This window comes from Tropicibacter oceani, from assembly GCF_029958925.1.
GTDB lineage: Bacteria > Pseudomonadota > Alphaproteobacteria > Rhodobacterales > Rhodobacteraceae > Pacificoceanicola > Pacificoceanicola oceani.
The window spans coordinates 3002483-3021041 of record NZ_CP124616.1; the positions used below are offsets into that span (position 1 = coordinate 3002483).

Sequence of the window (18559 nt, forward strand, 5' to 3'; positions counted from 1 at the left end):
CATCCCAGTTAGCGCAAGAAAAGGGCGAGGGAAATGGCGCTTGTGTTCCGATGGCTGTTGCGGCTGGTGACGCTGAGCATCGTTCTGACGGTGCTGGGGGCGGGCATGGTCTATTATCTCGCCTCGCGGTCGTTGCCCGAATACGACAAGACGCTGCCCGTCGCCGGGATCACCGCCGACATCGAGATCATCCGCGACAATGCCGGCGTGCCGCACATCATGGCGCTGTCCGACCGCGACGCCTTTTTCGGGCTGGGCTATGCGCATGCGCAGGACCGGCTGTGGCAGATGGTGCTGCTGCGCCGCACCGTGCAGGGCCGCCTGTCGGAAATCTTTGGCACCCGCACGGTGGAAACCGACACGCTGATGCGGCGGCTGGATCTGTACCCGCTGGCGGTGGCCTCGGTGGCGCATCAGGATGCCGCCACGCTGGACGCTCTCGAAGCCTACAGCGCCGGGGTCAATGCCCGCCTTGACGAAATCAACCAGGGCAGCAACGGACGCGGCGCGCCCGAATTCTTCATGTTCAACGCGCCGCTGGCGCCCTGGAAGCCCGCTGATTCCATCGCCCTGACCAAGCTGATGGCCTTTCAGCTGACCGGCCACCTGCGCGAAGAGGTGCTGCGCGCCCGCACCTCGCTGCTGATCCCCGATGCCGACCGGCTGTCGGACATCCTGCCGGACATGCCCGGCCCCGGCGTCGCGGCCCTGCCCGAATACGCCAGCCTGGTGCCCGGCCCCCTGCCCGCCCATACCCCCAGCCAGACGCGGCAGGCCTTTCTGCCCGCCACGCCGCCGCGCGGCCTGTCGGGGGCTTCGAACGCCTGGGCGGCGGATGCCTCGCGCAGTGCGGGCGGCGGCACCTTGCTGGCCAATGACCCGCACCTTGGGCTGACCGCCCCGTCGATCTGGTACCTGGCGCGGCTGGAACTGCGCTCGGGCGGCGTGATCGGTGGCACCATTCCGGGCATTCCGGTGGTGATGGTCGGCCGGTCCGAGCGCCTGGCCTGGGGGCTGACCTCGTCCTACCTGGATGATCAGGATCTGTTCATCGAAGAGCTGAACCCCGAAGACTCAGAACAATACCGCACGCCGGACGGCTGGGCGCGCTTTGAGACCCGCAAAAGCATCATCACCATCAAGGATCATGCGCCGGCCACGATCACCCTGCGCTGGACGACGAACGGCCCGGTGCTGCCGCGCGCCAGTTTCGACCTGGAGGCCGTGACCCCGCCGGGCCATGTGGCCACCCTGTCCTGGACCGCGCTGTCGGGCAAGGATACCTCGATGACTGCGGGCATCGGGTTGATGATGTCAGGGTCCGTCGACGAGGCGATCGAGATCAGCCGCGCCCATGTGGCGCCGTCGCAGAACCTGACGCTGATCGACAAGGACACCGTCGCGCTGAAACTGATCGGTGTGATGCCGTCGCGCGATCCGCGCCACCAAAGCCAGGGCCGCATGCCCAGCCTTGGCCATGTCGCCGAAAACCGCTGGCAGGGCACGTTGCCCTATTCCGCCAACCCCGGCTTTCTGGCCCCTCAGGGCGGGATCGTCGGCAATACCAACAACAAGCTGACCGATGATGCCTTTCCGCGCCACGTCAGCTTTGACTGGGGCGACAGCCAGAGGGTGCAGCGCTGGCGCACCATCATGCAGGGCCGCCAGGTGCACACCCGCGACAGTTTCATCGAGGCGCAGCTGGACACCGTGTCCGTCACAGCCCGCACCCTGCTGCCGCTGATCGGCCGCGATCTGTGGTACACCGGAGAGGCCGCCCCCGAAGGCACCCCCGAGCGCCAGCGCCAGCGCGCGCTGGACCTGCTGGCCAACTGGAACGGCGAGATGAACGAACATCTGCCCGAACCGCTGATCTATGCTGCCTGGCTGCGCGCGCTGCAGGAACGCCTGATCCGCGACGACCTGGGCCCGCTGGCCAGCGAATTCGACCATGTCGAACCGCTGTTCATCGAACGGGTCTTTCGCGACGTGAACGGCGCGGCGAAATGGTGTGACATCCTGCGTTCGGTGAACGAGGAAAGCTGCGCGGACATCGCAAGGCTGGCACTGGACGACGCGCTGGTCTGGATCAATGAAACCTATGGCGACGCGCTGGAATCGCTGCGCTGGGGCGATGCCCACCAGGCGGTGCATGAACACACGGTCCTGGGCAAGGTTCCGGTGCTGCGCTATTTCGTGAACATCCAGCAAAGCACCTCGGGCGGGGACAACACGCTGATGCGCGGCCGCACCCGCGGCAGCGGCGACGCCCCCTTCGAAAACGTCCATGCGGCGGGCTATCGCGGCGTCTATGACTTTGCCGATCCCGACAGTTCGGTGTTTGTCAGCGCGACCGGGCAATCGGGGCATTTCCTGTCGCGCCACTATGACGACCTGGGCCAGCTGTGGCGGCGCGGCGAATACATCCCGATGTCGCTGGACGAAGGCCTGGCCCGGGCGGCTTCGGTCGGGATCACGCGGCTGGTCAAGCCGTGACACCGCAGGCAGCCCGCGACAAGGCCGGGCAGGCCCTGCGCGCGCTGTGGCCGGACTGGTCGGGTGATCTGACGGCACTTGCCCCCGGCGTGCTGCGCGCATCGGGCACGGCCGCGCCGGTCGTGGTCAAACTGTGGCCGCCCGAGGCCGCAGACAAGGCCCGCGCCCAGTCAGATCGCCAGAACGCGGTGGCACAGGTGCTGGCCCGCGGAGAGCTCCGCGCGCCGGGCGTGCTGCATTTCGCGGCCGAGATCCCGGCGCTGGTCATGCACGATTGTGGCGGCCAGCCGCTTGAGGCCGCGCTTCAAAGCGCCGCGCCCGCGCAGGCTTTGGCGCTGGTGGAACGCGCCGGGGCCTGGATCGCGGCGCTGCACGCATCCAGCCTGCGCCCCGCCCCCTTTCGCCCCATCGGGCACCTGAACTGGCTGGACAAACTTCAGACGCAGGGTGCAGAAGGCACGCGGGCGATCGCCGACCTGCCGGGCTTTGCCCGCCACGTCGCCGCCCAGCACGCGCTGTTCGACCAGGTGCGCCGCAAGCCGGCGACCCGCGCCGTCACCCACAAGGACCTGAACGCCGGCAACCTGCTGGTCGGGGCGGACGGGGCGCTGTGGGGGATCGATTTCGAGAATGCCGCCGAGGACGAGCCGCTGCGCGATCTTTTCGCCCTGGGCGTCGATATCCTGGCCTTCACCCCTGTCGGGCAGGACCCGGAGGAGGCACTGGCAGCATTGGCGCACGGTTATGGCAAAGGCCTGGGCGATCCGCTGGTGCGGGTGTTCCTGCAACGCGCCTTTGCGCTGGGACTATGGGCGCGCACCCCGGCCGCGCCCTCGCGCAGACAGGCCGCAAGGCTGCGGGCGGCGGAGTGGATCCTGGCACAGGACAGCGCGGTTTTCTGACGGCGCTGGGGGCGCTGCCCCCGTCGCTGCGCGCCCCCCCGGGATATTTTTGGCACAAAGAAGCGCAGGGCGGGTTCACAGGGCGTCGAAGCGGGCCTTGTCCGTTGCGGTCCAGTGGACCGTGAGCGCATAGCCGTCTTCGGTCTGCGCTTCGGTTTCGACCAGTCCCTTTTCGAACAGCCAGGCGCGTTTGCGGCCCTGGTTGTAGGGCAGGATCAGGTCTTCGCGGCGCTTTTCCTCGCCCAGCGACCTTGTCACTGCGTCGAGGAAGGCATCCAGCCCTTCGCCGGTGATCGCCGAGACCGCGAAGATGCCGTCGTCGCGGTTGGCGCGGTTGCGGGTGGCGTCGGCCTGTTCGTCGTCGAGGCGGTCGATCTTGTTCCACAGTTCGACCTGCGGCACCTGGTCATCGACCCCGAGAGAATTGAGGATGGTGCGCACGTCACGGGCCTGGGCCTCGGATTCGGGGTGCGAGATGTCGCGCACATGCACGATGACATCGGCGGCCAGCACTTCTTCGAGCGTGGCGCGGAAGGCGGCGACCAGTTCGGTCGGCAGGTCCGAAATGAACCCCACCGTATCGGAGAGGATCACCGTGGTGCCGGTGGGCAGTTCGACCTGGCGCATGGTCGGGTCGAGCGTGGCGAAGAGCATGTCCTTGGCCAGCACTTCGGCCCCGGTCAGGCGGTTGAACAGGGTGGATTTGCCGGCGTTGGTGTAACCGACCAGTGCGACGATGGGGTACGGCACCTTGGCGCGGGCGGCGCGGTGCAATTCGCGTGTCTTGACGACCTTGTCGAGCTGCCGGCGCAGGCGCACCAGCTGTTCGTCGATGGCGCGGCGGTCGGCCTCGATCTGGGTTTCGCCGGGGCCGCCGACAAAGCCAAGCCCGCCCCGCTGGCGTTCCAGGTGGGTCCAGGCGCGGACAAGCCGGGTGCGCTGGTAGGACAGATGCGCCATTTCGACCTGCAGCACGCCTTCGCGCGTGGCCGCGCGGTCGCTGAAGATTTCCAGGATCAGCCCGGTGCGGTCCAGCAGCTTGACGCCCCATTCCTTTTCCAGGTTGCGCTGTTGCACCGGCGAGACCGGACCGTCGACCAGCACCAGGTCGACTTCCTCGGCCTTGAAGCGGTCTTTGAGCTCGGCGATCTTGCCTTTGCCGAACAGCATGCCGGGGTGCGCGCGTTTGAGCGGCACGACCGTCTGGCCGACCACCTCGAGATGCGGCAAGGCGTGCGCAAGCGACACGGCCTCTTCCAGGGCCATGTCCGCCTTGCGGCGATCCTGAACGGATTTCATGTCGGGATGCAGCACCCAGGCGCGGGTTGCTACGGTGTCGTGTTCATGTCCGCTCAAGAAGCGTCTTCACCATCATAAAGGTTGATCGGTTGCGACGGCATGATCGTGCTGATCGCATGTTTGTAAACCAGTTGAGACTGGCCGTCGCGGCGCAAAAGCACGCAGAAATTGTCAAACCAGGTGATGACACCTTGCAGCTTCACACCGTTGATCAGGAATACCGTAACCGGAACCTTGGTTTTGCGAACGTGGTTAAGAAATGCGTCCTGCAGGTTCTGTCTGTCCGAAGCCATTGAAATTGCCTTTGTTCTTGTATCGCACCGCGCAGGGCACGCCCCTCACTTTGGGCGAGTATGTCTTGGACGCATCCGAGTTTCCAGCGCAAAAAGCGCATTTCCCGAAACAGGCCCGCGGCGCCGCCCGGTTTTCCGGCCAAAGACCGCCCCCAGGGCGCCTTTGCCGCCCTCGCCTAGCTGCGCCAAAGGTCCGGCGACAGCATCACCACAATGGCCAGAAGTTCGAGCCGCCCCAGGATCATCGCGGCGCTCAGCAGGGCCTTGGCCTCGGCGCCAAGGGCGTTCAGCACGATCGGTTCGGCCCCTGAATACAGCACCAGCGGCCCGGTGTTCGACAGCCCCGCGACGGTCAGGATCATCGCCTGTTCAAAGCCGATGCCGACGGCGCTGAAGGCCATGCAGAAACCGGCCAGCGTCACCGCGAACAGCATGAAGAAGACCCAGGCGATAAAGGCGCCCTCGCGCCTTATGCGGCGGTTGACCAGGCCCGAGCCGCCAACCGAATGCGGATGGATCAGCCGCTCAAGCTCGCGCTTGCCGTTCAGGTAGAGCGCATAGACGCGCAGCAGCTTGACCCCGCCCGCGGTGGTGGCCACGCCGCCGCCGACCATGGCCAGGCCCATCAACAGGATGCCCGGCGTCGACAACCCCGACCAGGCCTGCGCCGTGTCCCAGTCGCCGCTGAGAAACCCCGTGGTGCTGAGAAAGGACATGGCCGTGAACAGCCCGCCCCAAAAGGCCCGCACCCCGGCCAGCAGGTTCTGTTCGTCGCCCACCTCGAACGAGGCCAGCCAGTGGCGCACGAAGAACAGCACCGGGACAGTCCCGACAATCAACAGACCCAGCCGGAATTCGGGGTCATATTGCAGGCCGCGGCGCTGCGCCTGCCCGGTGTCGGTGGAAAAGGTCATCCGCGACAGGGCGAAGAACATGAAACAGAACAGGATCATCTCTCCGATCAGGCCGCTGGGCGCCGCCGTGACCCCGGCAAGCGGCGTGATCCCCGAGGTCGACATGACCGCCATGGCATGCATCAGGGCGACCAGCGGCGGATCGCCCGCCACCAGCAACAGCACGCACAGCGCAAGGGTCAGCCCGACATAGATCGGCACCAGCGCCTCGGCGCTGCGGTGCAGGCGGCGGGCGGGGGTGTTGCGCACGTCGCGCGCCGCGCCATTGGCGATCAGCTGCCCCGGCTCGCCGCCGGCCGTGACTTCGAAACCGCCCAGCGTCAGCGGCGCCAGGATGGCCGAGGCCGCGACCCAGACCATCAGCCCGCCCATCCAGCCGACCAGCCCGCGCCACAGGTGTTCGGGCCCCGACAGGCGCGCCGGATCAAACAGGCTGGCCCCGGTGGTGGTCAGCGCCGAGACCATTTCGACATAGGCGGACAGAAAGGTGGTGGTGCGCACGGCCTCGTAGAACGGCACGGCAAGAAAGATCGGAAGAAATATGAAGGCCGCCAGAAAGCCCAGCAACTGGCGCACGCCGCTAAGGTTGTGGGCGCGGTTCGACAGGGCGATGCCGACCAGCGCGGTCAGGATCATCCCCACCAGCCCCGAATAGAAAAAGGCACGCGCGTCGTGGAATTCCTCGATGGCAAGGGCATAGCCCGCCGGCACGATCAGCGTGACCGACATCAGCCCCAGCAGCATCAAGAACAATGGCAATCGTGCGATGGCGGTCATGGCTCAGAAAAAGTCGATCGAGACCTGCAGGAGGCGTTCGACCTCCGGCACGTCCTTGGCCAGGGCAAAGATCACGATCTGGTCGCCCGCGTCGACCTGCAGGCTGCCGGTCAGCTTGACGACCTTGCCGCCCTTGCGCACCGCCCCGACCAGCACGCCTTCGGGGAAATCGATGTCGCGGATGCGCGCCCCGGCGATGGAGGATGTCGACAGCACCTCGGCCTCGATCACCTCGGCCTCGGCGTCGCCGATCGAATAGACCGAGCGCACGCGCCCGTGTCGGATGTGGCGCAGAATGGAACTTACGGTTGTGGCGCGCGGGTTGATATAGGCGTCGATGCCCAGCGGCTCCATCAGCTCGACCAGGGTCGGATCGTTGACCAGGGCAATCGCCATCGGGCAGCCGGCGGCCTTGGCGCGCACGGCGGCCAGCATGTTGGTCTTGTCGTCGTCGGTCACGCACAGCACCGCGTCGGCGCGTTCGACGCCCGCCTCGCTCAGCAGGGCGGCGTCCAGGCCGTCGCCATGCAGCACGATGGTGCGTTCCAGCGCATCGGCGGCGCGTTCGGCGTTCTTGCGGTCGCGCTCGATCACCTTGGCGCGGATCCGGTCGCGCCGCTGTTCCAGCTGGCGCGCCACCGCAAGGCCGACGTTGCCGCCGCCCACGATCACCACGCGTTCCTGTTTGCGCACGGATTTGCCAAAGATTTCAAGCGTGCGGCGCACATCGTCCTGATGCACCATGACATAGCAGCTGTCGCCGACAAACAGTTGGTCACCGGCTTCGGGCGCAAACAGCGTGCCGTCGCGCCGCACCCCCACCACGACCGAACGCAGCGTGGAAAACAGGTCGGTCAGCTGCCGCAGTGGCGTGTTGACCACCGGGCAGTCTTCGTCGATCGACAGGCCCAGCAGATGCGCGCTGCCATCCAGAAAGGTTTCGGTGTCAAAGGCCGCCGGGGCTGACAGCCGCTGAAGCGCGGCCTCGGCGACCTCGCGTTCGGGGCTGATGACGACGTCGATGGGCAGGTGTTCGCGCCGGTAAAGATCGGAATAGATCGCTGTCAGATAGCTTTGCGCCCGCAGGCGGGCGATCTTGCGCGGCACGGCAAAGACCGAATGGGCCACCTGGCAGGTGACCATGTTCACCTCGTCCGAATAGGTCGCGGCGATCACCATGTCGGCATCGCGCGCACCGGCCTTTTCCAGAACGTCCGGATAGCTGGCGAAACCCGCGATCCCCTGCACATCCAGCGTATCGGTGGCGCGCCGGACCAGGTCGGGGTTGCTGTCGACAACCGTGACGTCGTTGCGTTCGCCCGACAGGTGGCGCGCGATCTGCCAGCCAACCTGGCCCGCCCCGCATATGATGACCTTCATGGTCGAACCTCATTCAAACCAGCCCCCGGCATGGCATGACGCGGGCGCATGGTCAACGCCTCGTCGCAGTCGCGAGCATCGGCGCGCCCGCCCTGCCCGTCTTTGCGTCACTCGGGGCGCGGGGCGTTTCGGGCGGCGCGCCACTTGCGTTTCAGGGCAAAAACCTCGGCCCGGGGGGTCCAGCGGTATTTCGGATCGTCGGGGACCCGGGCATGGAACAGCCGCCCGCCGCCCTGCCGCCAGGGGTCCAGCACGATCCCGTCCTGCATCGCCGCGCCCTTTGCCGACACGATCAGCGTCGAATGTTCGATCAGCACCGTGTCGTGATTGGCAATCGCGCGGTGCCAGTCCAGCGTCTGGAAATCCTCGCGCGCCATGCGGGCCTGAAGATCATCGGCCCAATCCTTGCACAGGCCGCGCGGGCGCAGGCCGCTGTTCACCTTCATGTTGTGGATCAAAGGTGGATCGACCACCTGCCAGTCGATGGCCCATTGCAGCGGCTCCTGGATGGCGATGCGCGCGGCGCGCGTGGCCTCGTCCGGATCGACGTTTGGGCCAAGCGCGGCAATCGCCGCGCCCAATTCGGCGATGCGGTCCTGCCGGGTTTGCGCCCCCGCCTCTGCCCCGCCGCCAGAGCGGGACGTCAGCGCACCCGAAGGCGCGCCCGCGCAGCCGCCCAGCACCAGCGCCGCCAGTGCCAGCGCCGCCAGTCCGCGCAGTCCGATCACCCGACGCGCCCCGGCAATCAGGAGGCCCGTTCCACCGCCTCGTCATCCACATGCGCCACGCGCGCACCGGATTTCTGGCTGGTCACCACCCCAAGGCTCTTGAGCTTGCGGTGCAGGGCCGAGCGTTCCATCCCGACAAACGAGGCCGTCCGCGAGATGTTGCCGCCAAAGCGGTTGATCTGCGTCAGCAGGTATTCGCGTTCAAAGGCCTCGCGCGCCTCGCGCAGCGGCAGCGTGGCCAGGGTGCCGGACAACACCACGCGGTCCTCTTCGGCATCGCCCGGCGTGCTTTCCTGCGGCAGCTCGCGCGCCTCGATCGGGCCGGTGCCATCGCCCAGGATCAGCACCCGCTCTACCAGGTTCTTGAGCTGGCGCACGTTGCCCGGCCAGGTCATGGTCTGCATCAGCGCCGCCGCATCCTCGGAAATGCTGCGGACCGGCAGGCCCTGCGACTGGTTGCATTCGTTGATGAAATGCGCCGCCAGCAGCGGGATGTCCTCGCGGCGTTCGGCCAGCGACGGCACCGCGATCGGCACAACGTTCAGCCGGTGGTACAGTTCTTCGCGGAACCGCCCGGCGGTGATTTCCTCTTTCAGGTCGCGGCCCGTCGATGAAATCACCCGCAGGTCCACCCGCACCTTGTCGTTGCCGCCCACCCGCGTGAACTGCTGATCGACCAGGACGCGCAGGATCTTGGACTGGGTGCCGACGGGCATGTCGGCGACCTCGTCGAAATAGATCACCCCGCCATGCGCCTGTTCCAGCAGCCCCGGTTCGACCCCGCGCTGCGCGCTTTCGCGGCCAAACAGCATCCCCTCCATGCGCTCGGGTTCGACGCCGGCGCAGTTGACGGTGACAAAGGGCGCATTGGTCCGGTTCGACCGCGCATGGATATAGCGCGCGGCCACTTCCTTGCCGCTGCCCGCAGGCCCGGTCAGCATGACGCGGCCGTTGGATTTGGTCACCTTGTCCAGCTGGCTGACCAGCGTGCGGAACGAGGCGCTGTCGCCGATCATCTCGGCGTTCTTCGTCTCGCCGCGCTTCAACTGCTGGTTCTCGCGGCGCAGCAGCGAGGTTTCCATCGCCCGCCGGATCACCACCAGAAGCTGGTCGATGTTGAAGGGCTTTTCGATGAAATCATAGGCCCCCTGCTTGATCGCCGCCACGGCGATCTCGATGTTGCCATGACCGGAAATGATCACCACCGGCACATCGGGGTTGTCGCGCTTGACGGTCTTGAGAATGTCGATCCCGTCCATCTTGCTGTCCTTCAGCCAGATGTCGAGGATCAGCAGCGCCGGAGGTTCGGCGTTGATTTCATTCATCGCATCCTGCGAATTGCCCGCAAGCCGCGTGGAGAAGCCTTCGTCTTCCAGGATATCCCCGATCAGCTCGCGGATATCGCGTTCATCGTCGACAATCAGAATATCGCTCATGTCTTCACCTCAACCATTCTGGACCTCAAACCTCCTGCACCAGTTTCATCTGCGCCTCGGACGCGGGGGCGCCCAACGGCAGACGTACAACGGCCATGGCGCCCGGATGCGCGCCCTCGCCAAATGCGGGCGCGTCTTCCAAAGACAGCGTCCCGCCATGTTCCTCGATGATCTTCTTGACGATCGGCAGACCCAGGCCGGTGCCCTTGTCGCGTGTCGTCACATAGGGTTCGAACAGCCGCGCCCGGTCTTCGGGCAGCCCGATGCCGTTGTCCATGATCCGGATCTCGGCGCGGCCGTCGTCCGACAGCGCGGCGCTGACGCGGATTTCGGGGTCAAAGCCGTCCGGGGCGCCCTGTTCGCGCAGGCTTTCGATGGCTTCGCCGGCGTTCTTGATCAGGTTGGTCAGCGCCTGCCCGATCATCGTGGCATCCAGTTCACAGGGCATCGGATCGCCCGGGATATCGGTCTTGAACCGCACCTCGGGCTGGCCGGTTTCCTGCAACAGCACGGCACCGCGCAGCAGCGCGCCCAGGTCCTCGGGCTTGCGTTCGGGTTCGGGCATGCGCGCGAACTTGGAAAACTCATCGACGATGCGCCGCAGATCGCCGGTCTGGCGAATGATCACCTCGGTCAGATCGTTCAGCGAGGTCACGTCGTCGCCTTCCAGCTTGCGGCCGAACTTGCGCTTGATGCGCTCGGCGGACAGCTGGATCGGGGTCAGCGGGTTCTTGATCTCGTGGGCGATGCGGCGGGCGACATCGCCCCAGGCGGCCATGCGCTGCGCGCCCACAAGGTCGGTCACATCGTCAAAGGCCACCACGTAGCCTTCGAGGCTGGCATCGCTGCGGCGCCGGGTGGACAGGCGTACCAGCAGGTGTTCCAGACGGCCCTCGCGGCTGACCTTGATTTCTTCCTGCAGGGTTTCGCGGCCTTCCTCGCGGATCCGGTCGAACAGGGTGCCGAATTCCGGCACCGCGACAAAGATCGGGTCGGCGCGGTGGTTTTCGTGCCAGCCCAGCAGGCGTTCGGCGGCGCGGTTCACAAAGGTCACCTTGCCCTCTTCGTCCAGCCCGACCACCCCCGACGTGACCGAAGACAGCACGGAATCGAACAGCCGCTGGCGGCGTTCGATCTGGCGGGTGTTTTCCAGCAGGGTTTCGCGCTGCGCTTTCAGTTGCCGGGTCATCTGGTTGAAATAGCGCCCCAGCATCGAGATTTCGTCGTCGCCTTCGTCCTCGATCACCTGCACGTCCAGATCGCCGCCACCAACGCGCTGCGCCGCGCCCGCCAGCCGGCCCACCGGGCGCGACAGACGTTCGGCAAACCAAAGCCCGGCCCAGGTCGCGGCCAGGATCAACAGCAGCGCAAAGCCCAGGTACAGCAGGGCGAAATCGAACAGCCGCCGGCCGCGTTCGCTTTCTTGTTGCTGGTAGAACCGCGCGGTTTCCTGGGTTTCATCCAGCAGCGTCAGGATGCGCCCGTCGACATCGCGGCTGACGTAAAGGTAGTGATCGACAAAGGCGTTCAGCGGCACCAGGGCGCGGAATTCGTTGTTCTGCCAATCCTCGATCAGGGCGACCCCGTTGTCGTCGGCGCGGGCGAAATCCTGCGGGCCGGGGCGTTCGAAGTCGAACAGGTAGGACCGTTCGCCCCGCGCAATGATTTCCCCTGCACTGTCAATTACATAAGCCTCGCGTAGACCGCGCTGGATCTGCGACTGGCCTTCGGACAGCAATTCGCGCAGCGTCATGGTCGGGTTCAGCGTCAGCACCTGGCGGTTCTGGTTGACGAACCCGCCAAGCGCCCAGGCATCCTGTGTCAGCGCGGCGCTTTGTTCGCTTTCATAGGCCTCGGCCGCCGCAAGCGAGGCCCCCACCACGTTCTGAACCCGGCTGGAGAACCAGGTTTCAAGACCGATGTTGATGGTGATGACCGCAAAGACCGCCACCGTGATCGCCGGCAAAAGCGCCATCAGCGCAAAGGCCCCGGTCAGCCGCAGGTGCAGCCGCGATCCGGCCGATTGCGCCCGCCGGTCGGCGATCATCCGCGCCACCCGGCTAAGGACCAGCGCCGCAACCAGCAGCACATAGACAAGATCGGCCAGAAGGATCAGCCGCAGGCTCATTTGCGTGCCCGAACCGCTGTCCAGCGGACCCAGCACCAGGAATGTCGCCAGCGCAAGCAAGGGACCCAGCGCCACCAGCGCCAGTGTCATCGCATTTTGCACATGCCTTTGCCGTCGCAGACGGTTAAGGCGCGCCCAGGTGCCCCCGGACGCTTCAGACCGTGCTCGTGTGGCCACAGCCAACCCTCGCAAAGATGTGCTACCCTTGGGTAGCGACCGCCATATCTTGTGGTCTTTTCACCGCATCATGGCGGCGCTGCCACAGTTATGTGGCCCTTTTACATCAATTTGCGGCGCCGTGTCACGCGAATATCAAGGTCGGTGATTTTTTTTCGCAGGGTATTGCGGTTGATTCCCAGAAGGTCGGCGCATTTCGCCTGATTCCCGCCCGTCGCCTCAAGCGCGATCTCGATCAGCGGCTCTTCGACCTCCTTGATGATGCGGCCGTGCAGGCCTTCGGGGGGCAGCATCGCGCCGTGCAGGTCGAAATAGCGCCGCAGGTGCCGCGCCACCGACGCGCCCAGGTTTTCGCTGTCGCCGCCATGCAGGGCCGGTCCGGTTTCGGGCTGGTTGCCCAGCACCGCGCTGACCTCGGCGCGGGTGATTTCCTTTTCCATGCTGGTCAGGCACAGACGGCGCACGGCGTTTTCCAACTGGCGCACGTTGCCGGGCCAGCTGTAGACGCGGAACAGCTCGGCCGCCTCCTTGGACAGCCAGCGCTTGGGCGCCCCCTCGCGTTCCGCCCGGGCCAGGAAATGGTCGGTCAACAGGGCGATGTCCTCGACCCGTTCGCGCAACGACGGCACGGTGATCGTCGCGCCATCAAGGCGATAGAACAGGTCCTGACGCACCTTGCCGCTGTCCATCAGCGACCCGGCATCATACTGCGTGGTCGCCATGAAGCGCGGCACGTGTTCGCCCGGCACATCCATCATCCGCACGATGCGCGCCTGCACCTCGTCTGGGATGTCGGCGATCTCGTCGATCAGCAGCGTGCCGCCGCGCACCCGCGCCAGCACCTTGGCCGGGCCTTCCAGATCGGCCAGGTCAGCGCCCGTCACCGTCACGAAGGGCAGCGTGCGGCGGTCGGAAAAGTCGTGAATGGCGCGCGCGATCAGGCTTTTGCCCGTACCGCTTTCGCCGCAGACCAGCACCGGCAGATCGGTGTTCATCACCTTGGCCACCAGCCGGTACAGCGCCTGCATCGCCGGGGTCTTGCCCACCAGCGGCAGCTCGTCCGGCTCGTCGGCGCCGACCACCGGGTCCTCGCGCCGCGGCGCGCGGTTGCGGTGTTCCAGCGCCTTCGAGGTACGCTTCATCAGGTCAGGCAGATCGAAAGGCTTGGGCAGATAGTCATAGGCCTCGGCCTCGGCGGCCTGGATGGCGGTCATGATGGTGTTCTGCGCCGAAATCACGATCACCGGCAGCCCGGGCCGGTCCTTGTTGATCTTGGGCAGCATTTCCAGCCCGTTGCCATCGGGCATCATCACATCGGTGATCACCACGTCGCCCTTGCCCTCGGCCACCCAGCGCATCAGCGTCGTCAGGCTGGAGGTCGCGTGCACCTTGCACCCGGCGCGCGTCAGGGCCTGGGTCAAAACGGTTCGGATCGTGCGGTCGTCGTCGGCGACAAGTACGGTGCCATCCATCAGATGCTCTCCTGCGGCTTCCCGGCGTGCCGGGGCAATGAAATTCGAAAGACCGTGCGGCCGGGAACGGAGTCCACGGAAATCCAGCCGTCATGGTCCGAGATGATCTTGCTGACCAACGCCAGCCCCAGGCCGGTGCCGTTTTCGCGTCCCGATACAAAGGGGTCAAAGATGTCGCCGCGGATCTCTTCGGGCAGGCCGGGGCCATCGTCGATGATCTCGATCTGCAGCGGCAGCGACTGGCCCGACCCGTCGGCACGGCGCATCCGGAACGAGTGGTCATAATAGGTGTGCAGCCGGATCGTGCCCCCCGCCTGGGGATCGGCCGCCTCGGAGGCGTTCTTGATCAGGTTCAGCACCACCTGCAGCAGCTGGTCGGGATCCCCCAGCGCCATCGGCAGGGAGGGGTCGTAATCCTCGACGATCTTCATGTGGGCGCCAAACCCCAGCGCCGCCGAACGCCGCGCCCGGTCCAGCACGTCATGGACGTTGACCGGCAGCCGTTCGGGGGCCGACAGGTTGCCGAATTGCTCGACCTGTTCCAGCAGCTTCACGATGCGGCGGGTTTCCATGACGATCAGGTCGGTCAACTCCAGGTCTTCCTTGGGCAGGCTCATGGACAGCAGCTGCGCCGCCCCGGCGATGCCCGCCAGCGGGTTCTTGATTTCATGCGCCAGCATCTCGGCCATGCCGATGGCGGATTTGGCGGCCGATTTCACCGAATGGCTTTGCGTCATGCGCCCGGCCAGTTCGCGCGGGCTGATCAGCATCAGCATCCAGCCCGCCCGCCCCATCAGCGGCGAAATCTGCAGGTTGCAGACCAGCGGCGGGCGGCTGCCAGTGCCGACATCCACATCGTTGACGAACAGCGGCGTGCCGTTTTCGCGCGCCCGCGCCAGGCTTTTCTCCAGAGGCGCATCCACCGCCAGCCGATCCCAGACCGGCTGGCCGCGCAGCCATTTGGCGGAATTGTTCAGGAACCCCTCGGCGGCGGGGTTGAGATCGCCAATCCGTTCGTCCGGGTCGATCAGGATTGCCGGAACCGGCAGTGAGGACCAGATCATCGCTTCGGTATCTTCTTCCATCATGCGGCAGCTCCCGAAGGGCAGAACGGCCGGTTCAGGGCATCGGGCAGACGCGCCAGCACCGCCGCGGGGGATTTTTCGCGCAAAAGCGCGCCGCGCGCCGCCCCGTCGGTGCCGACGCGGTCCATGTACCAGCCCAGGTGTTTGCGGGCGACGCGGTTGCCCAGATCGGGGCCGTAGAAATCCAGCATCGCCTCGTAGTGGCCGGCGACCATGTCGACAAAGTCAGCGCCCTGCGGGATCACCGGCGCCGGCGCGCCGAACAGATCATGCGCCACCTGCGCCAGCGTCCAGGGCGCGCCCTGCGCCCCGCGCCCGATCATCACACCATCGGCGCCGGACTGCGCCAGCGCCCGGCGCGCGCTGGCGGCATCGACGATATCGCCGTTCGCGACAACCGGCACCGTCAGCGCATTCTTTACCTCGGCGATCGCGGCCCAGTTGGCGCGGCCCTTGTAGAATTGGCAGCGGGTGCGCCCGTGGATCACCACCATCTGCACCCCTGCCGCCTCGGCGCGGCGGGCCAGATCGGCGGCGTTCAGGCAGCTGTCATCCCAGCCCAGCCGGGTCTTGAGCGTCACCGGCACGTCGACCGCATCAACCACCGCCTCGATCAGCGACAGCGCGTGGTCGGGCACCTGCATCAGCGCCGAGCCGGACCAGCCGCCCGTCACCTTCTTGGCCGGGCAGCCCATGTTGATGTCGATCACCCGCGCGCCCATGTCGGCGACCATCCTGGCCGCCTCGGCCATCGGTCCAGGCGCGCGGCCGGCGATCTGCACGCTGGTGTTTTCGATCTGCGCGCCCAGCTCCGCCTTTTCGCGGGTGCCGGGGCGCTCGGTCAGGAATTCGCCGCTGGCGATCATCTCGGACACCACAAGGCCCGCGCCGAACCGCGACACCAGGGTGCGAAACGGCAGGTCGGTGATCCCGGCAAGCGGGGCCAGCATGACCGGTGGGGTGATTTCCTTGTCTTTCAGACGAAAGCTCAAACGCCTATTCCTTGTGCATCTTTTGCGTGTCGCGGACCAGGGATCCTGCCTGCGGCAAAGCCCGTTCCCCCGGCAGTCGGACAAATCGCCGGGCACGGGAATGCAAGCAAAGGCAACACGCTATAGGGTTCAGGTAACCCCGCCCCCCCAAGGGTTCAATGAGTCGCGCGGCTTTCGCGCACTGGAAAAAAGCGAATGCACAAAAATTGTGCACTGCGCCCTGGGCAATTGCGCCCGCCCCGCGCAGGCCTTAGACAAGCCGCGACCGACACGAGAGAGCCATGCGCACAGCCGTCATCCTTGTCGCCGCAGGTCGCGGCAGCCGCGCCAAAGGCCCCTTGCCCAAGCAGTGGCAGGCGCTTTTGGGGCAGCCCGTTGCGCGCTGGACGCTGCAGGCCTTTGCGCATCTGGGCCGCCTTGTCATGGTGATCCATCCCGATGATCGCGCCCTGGCCCAAGCGGCCGCGCGGGGGCTGGATGTGACGCTGGTCGACGGGGCCAATACGCGGGCTGGATCGGTGCGCGCGGGGCTTGAGGCGCTGGCAGGCGAGGCCCCCGACCTTGTCCTGATCCAGGACGTTGCCCGCCCCTGCACGCCGCGCGCGGTGATCGACGCGGTGATCGACGCGCTGGACTCCGCACCAGGCGCCGCCCCTGCCGTGGCCGTCACCGATGCGCTGTGGACCGGTGCGGGTGGCAAGGTCACCGGAACGCGCGACCGCGAAGGGCTGTTTCGGGCGCAGACGCCGCAAGGCTTTCGTTTTGACGCGATCCTGAGCGCGCACCGCGCCCATCCGCCCGACGCCGCCGACGATGTCCAGATCGCCCGCGCCGCCGGATTGGAAGTGGCCATCGTCGCCGGTGACGAGGCCAACCTGAAAATCACCACGCCGGGGGATTTCGCCCGGGCCGAAAGAATTCTGAAGGGAAATCATATGGATATCCGTCTTGGCAACGGCTTTGACGTGCATGCCTTTGAACCGGGCGACCATGTCGTTCTGTGCGGGATCAAGGTGCCGCATGACCGCAAGCTGAAGGGCCACTCGGATGCCGATGTCGGCATGCACGCGGTCACCGACGCAATCTACGGCGCGCTGGCGATGGGCGATATCGGGCGGCATTTCCCGCCCTCGGACCCGCAGTGGAAAGGCGCGGAAAGCCATATTTTCCTGCGTCACGCCGCGCAGATGGCGCGTGACATGGGCTTTGCCCTGTCGAACGTCGACTGCACCCTGATCTGCGAGCGGCCCAAGATCACCCCGCATGCGCCCGCCATGATGCAGGCCATGGCCGACATTCTGGGGATCACGCCGGACCGCGTGTCGATCAAGGCCACCACCTCGGAACGGCTGGGATTCACCGGCCGCGAAGAGGGCATCGCCGCCATCGCAACAGCCACATTGGTGAAACCATGAACAACAAGACCGCCCGCCTGATCGGATCCTTCCTGACCGTGGGCCGCATGCGCCCCGCGCCCGGAACATGGGGATCGCTGGCCGCCCTGCCCGCCGCCTATGCCCTTCATATCATTGGGGGGTTCTGGCTGCTGCTGGTTTGCACCGTCGCCGCCTTTTTCATCGGCTGGAAGGCCACGCAGATCATCACCGCCGACGAGGACGAGGATCACGACCCGTCCTGGATCGTCATCGACGAGGTTGTCGGCATGTGGATCGCGCTGTTCCCGGTCAGCTATGGCGCAATCATGATGGATATCGGGGTGCACCGGCTTTGGCCCGGCTGGATCGCGGGCTTTGTCCTGTTTCGGCTGTTCGACATTTCCAAGCCCTGGATCGTGGGCAAGGCGGACCGGCTGGGCACGCCGCTGGGGGTCATGCTGGACGATGTGTTCGCCGGTCTTTTCGCGGCGCTGGGGGCGATCATCCTGGCCTCGATCTATCATGGGGTGATGATGTGACCCTGAAACTTGCCACTGAAATCAAGGATTTGGCAAAGGATCAGGGCAAGACCATCACCTGCGCCGAAAGCTGCACGGGGGGCAAGGTTTCGGCCGCGCTGACCGATGTGGCCGGCAGTTCGGCGATCTTTGAACGCGGCTTTGTCACCTATTCCAACCGCGCCAAGCAGGACATGCTGGGCGTCGCAGCCGGCACGCTGGAAGCATATGGCGCGGTGTCCGAGGAGGTCGCGCGCGAGATGGCGCAGGGGGCGCTAAGCCGCGCGCAGGCCGATGTGGCGGTGGCGATCAGCGGTATTGCAGGGCCCGGCGGGTCGGATTTCAAACCCGAAGGGCGGGTCTGTTATGCGCTGGCGACGGCGGATGGCGTGACCAGCGAGACGGTGGAACACGGGGCGCTGGGGCGCGCGAATGTGCGAAACGCGGCGACGCAGCACGCGCTGAACCTGATCTTGTCGGCGCTGCGGTAAACGGACCCTTACCACGTTTGGTACGAAACGGGCCGGGTTTGGTGCGTAGTCCAAAGGCCCAGACGCGTCAGCCCCACGGGGCCGGTCGGGCGCCT

At 66.2% G+C, this 18559-nt stretch carries 15 protein-coding genes; 5 read left to right on the forward strand and 10 right to left on the reverse strand.

Annotation, left to right across the window (positions count from 1 at the left end):
* Positions 1 to 33: 33 nt before the first annotated feature.
* Positions 34 to 2496 carry a penicillin acylase family protein gene (locus QF118_RS14410; RefSeq protein WP_282299740.1) on the forward strand — a complete coding sequence of 821 codons (2463 nt, stop codon included), beginning with the start codon at positions 34 to 36 and terminating at the stop codon, positions 2494 to 2496.
* Entirely contained in the window at positions 2493 to 3398 is a 906-nt protein-coding gene (locus QF118_RS14415) for an aminoglycoside phosphotransferase family protein (RefSeq protein ID WP_282299741.1), read from the forward strand. The genes QF118_RS14410 and QF118_RS14415 overlap by 4 nt, the downstream gene beginning before the upstream one ends.
* 75 nt (positions 3399 to 3473) lie before the next feature.
* Here the strand turns inward: QF118_RS14415 and hflX are convergent, their stop codons facing one another.
* The 10 genes from hflX to dusB all read right to left on the reverse strand — a co-directional run bounded on the left by hflX (position 3474) and on the right by dusB (position 16079).
* Entirely contained in the window at positions 3474 to 4697 is a 1224-nt protein-coding gene (hflX, locus tag QF118_RS14420; RefSeq protein WP_282302487.1) for a GTPase HflX, read from the reverse strand.
* A 53-nt stretch (positions 4698 to 4750) separates the two neighbouring features.
* Positions 4751 to 4990 carry an RNA chaperone Hfq gene (gene hfq / locus QF118_RS14425; protein ID WP_097802888.1) on the reverse strand — a complete coding sequence of 80 codons (240 nt, stop codon included), beginning with the start codon at positions 4988 to 4990 and terminating at the stop codon, positions 4751 to 4753.
* A 176-nt stretch (positions 4991 to 5166) separates the two neighbouring features.
* Positions 5167 to 6681, reverse strand: coding sequence for a TrkH family potassium uptake protein (locus QF118_RS14430; protein ID WP_282299742.1), 1515 nt, complete (start codon positions 6679 to 6681; stop codon positions 5167 to 5169).
* A gap of 3 nt (positions 6682 to 6684) precedes the next feature.
* Positions 6685 to 8061 (reverse strand): Trk system potassium transporter TrkA, encoded by a 1377-nt coding sequence (gene trkA, locus QF118_RS14435; RefSeq protein WP_282299743.1) that lies wholly within the window; start codon positions 8059 to 8061, stop codon positions 6685 to 6687.
* Positions 8062 to 8168: 107 nt separating this feature from the next.
* Positions 8169 to 8789, reverse strand: coding sequence for a hypothetical protein (locus QF118_RS14440; RefSeq protein ID WP_282299744.1), 621 nt, complete (start codon positions 8787 to 8789; stop codon positions 8169 to 8171).
* Between the two features lie 17 nt (positions 8790 to 8806).
* Complete coding sequence (ntrX, locus tag QF118_RS14445; RefSeq protein ID WP_282299745.1) at positions 8807 to 10225, reverse strand: nitrogen assimilation response regulator NtrX; 1419 nt, start codon at positions 10223 to 10225, stop codon at positions 8807 to 8809.
* Positions 10226 to 10250: 25 nt separating this feature from the next.
* Positions 10251 to 12530, reverse strand: coding sequence for a sensor histidine kinase NtrY-like (locus tag QF118_RS14450; RefSeq protein ID WP_394357062.1), 2280 nt, complete (start codon positions 12528 to 12530; stop codon positions 10251 to 10253).
* Between the two features lie 101 nt (positions 12531 to 12631).
* Complete coding sequence (locus QF118_RS14455; RefSeq protein WP_282299747.1) at positions 12632 to 14002, reverse strand: response regulator; 1371 nt, start codon at positions 14000 to 14002, stop codon at positions 12632 to 12634.
* Entirely contained in the window at positions 14002 to 15087 is a 1086-nt protein-coding gene (locus tag QF118_RS14460; protein ID WP_282302488.1) for a two-component system sensor histidine kinase NtrB, read from the reverse strand. The genes QF118_RS14455 and QF118_RS14460 overlap by 1 nt, the downstream gene beginning before the upstream one ends.
* Positions 15087 to 16079, reverse strand: coding sequence for a tRNA dihydrouridine synthase DusB (gene dusB / locus QF118_RS14465; RefSeq protein ID WP_282299748.1), 993 nt, complete (start codon positions 16077 to 16079; stop codon positions 15087 to 15089). The genes QF118_RS14460 and dusB overlap by 1 nt, the downstream gene beginning before the upstream one ends.
* Positions 16080 to 16360: 281 nt before the next feature.
* On the opposite strand from dusB, the gene QF118_RS14470 reads away from it, so the two are divergent.
* Genes QF118_RS14470 through QF118_RS14480 form a run of 3 tightly spaced genes read left to right on the forward strand, consistent with a single transcriptional unit; the run spans position 16361 to position 18464 of the window.
* Positions 16361 to 17494 (forward strand): bifunctional 2-C-methyl-D-erythritol 4-phosphate cytidylyltransferase/2-C-methyl-D-erythritol 2,4-cyclodiphosphate synthase, encoded by a 1134-nt coding sequence (locus QF118_RS14470; protein ID WP_282299749.1) that lies wholly within the window; start codon positions 16361 to 16363, stop codon positions 17492 to 17494.
* Positions 17491 to 17994 carry a phosphatidylglycerophosphatase A family protein gene (locus tag QF118_RS14475; RefSeq protein WP_282299750.1) on the forward strand — a complete coding sequence of 168 codons (504 nt, stop codon included), beginning with the start codon at positions 17491 to 17493 and terminating at the stop codon, positions 17992 to 17994. Before QF118_RS14470 ends, QF118_RS14475 begins: the two co-directional genes overlap by 4 nt.
* Positions 17991 to 18464: a CinA family protein gene (locus tag QF118_RS14480; RefSeq protein ID WP_282299751.1), complete on the forward strand. Its 474-nt coding sequence runs from the start codon at positions 17991 to 17993 to the stop codon at positions 18462 to 18464. Before QF118_RS14475 ends, QF118_RS14480 begins: the two co-directional genes overlap by 4 nt.
* Positions 18465 to 18559: the final 95 nt, after the last annotated feature.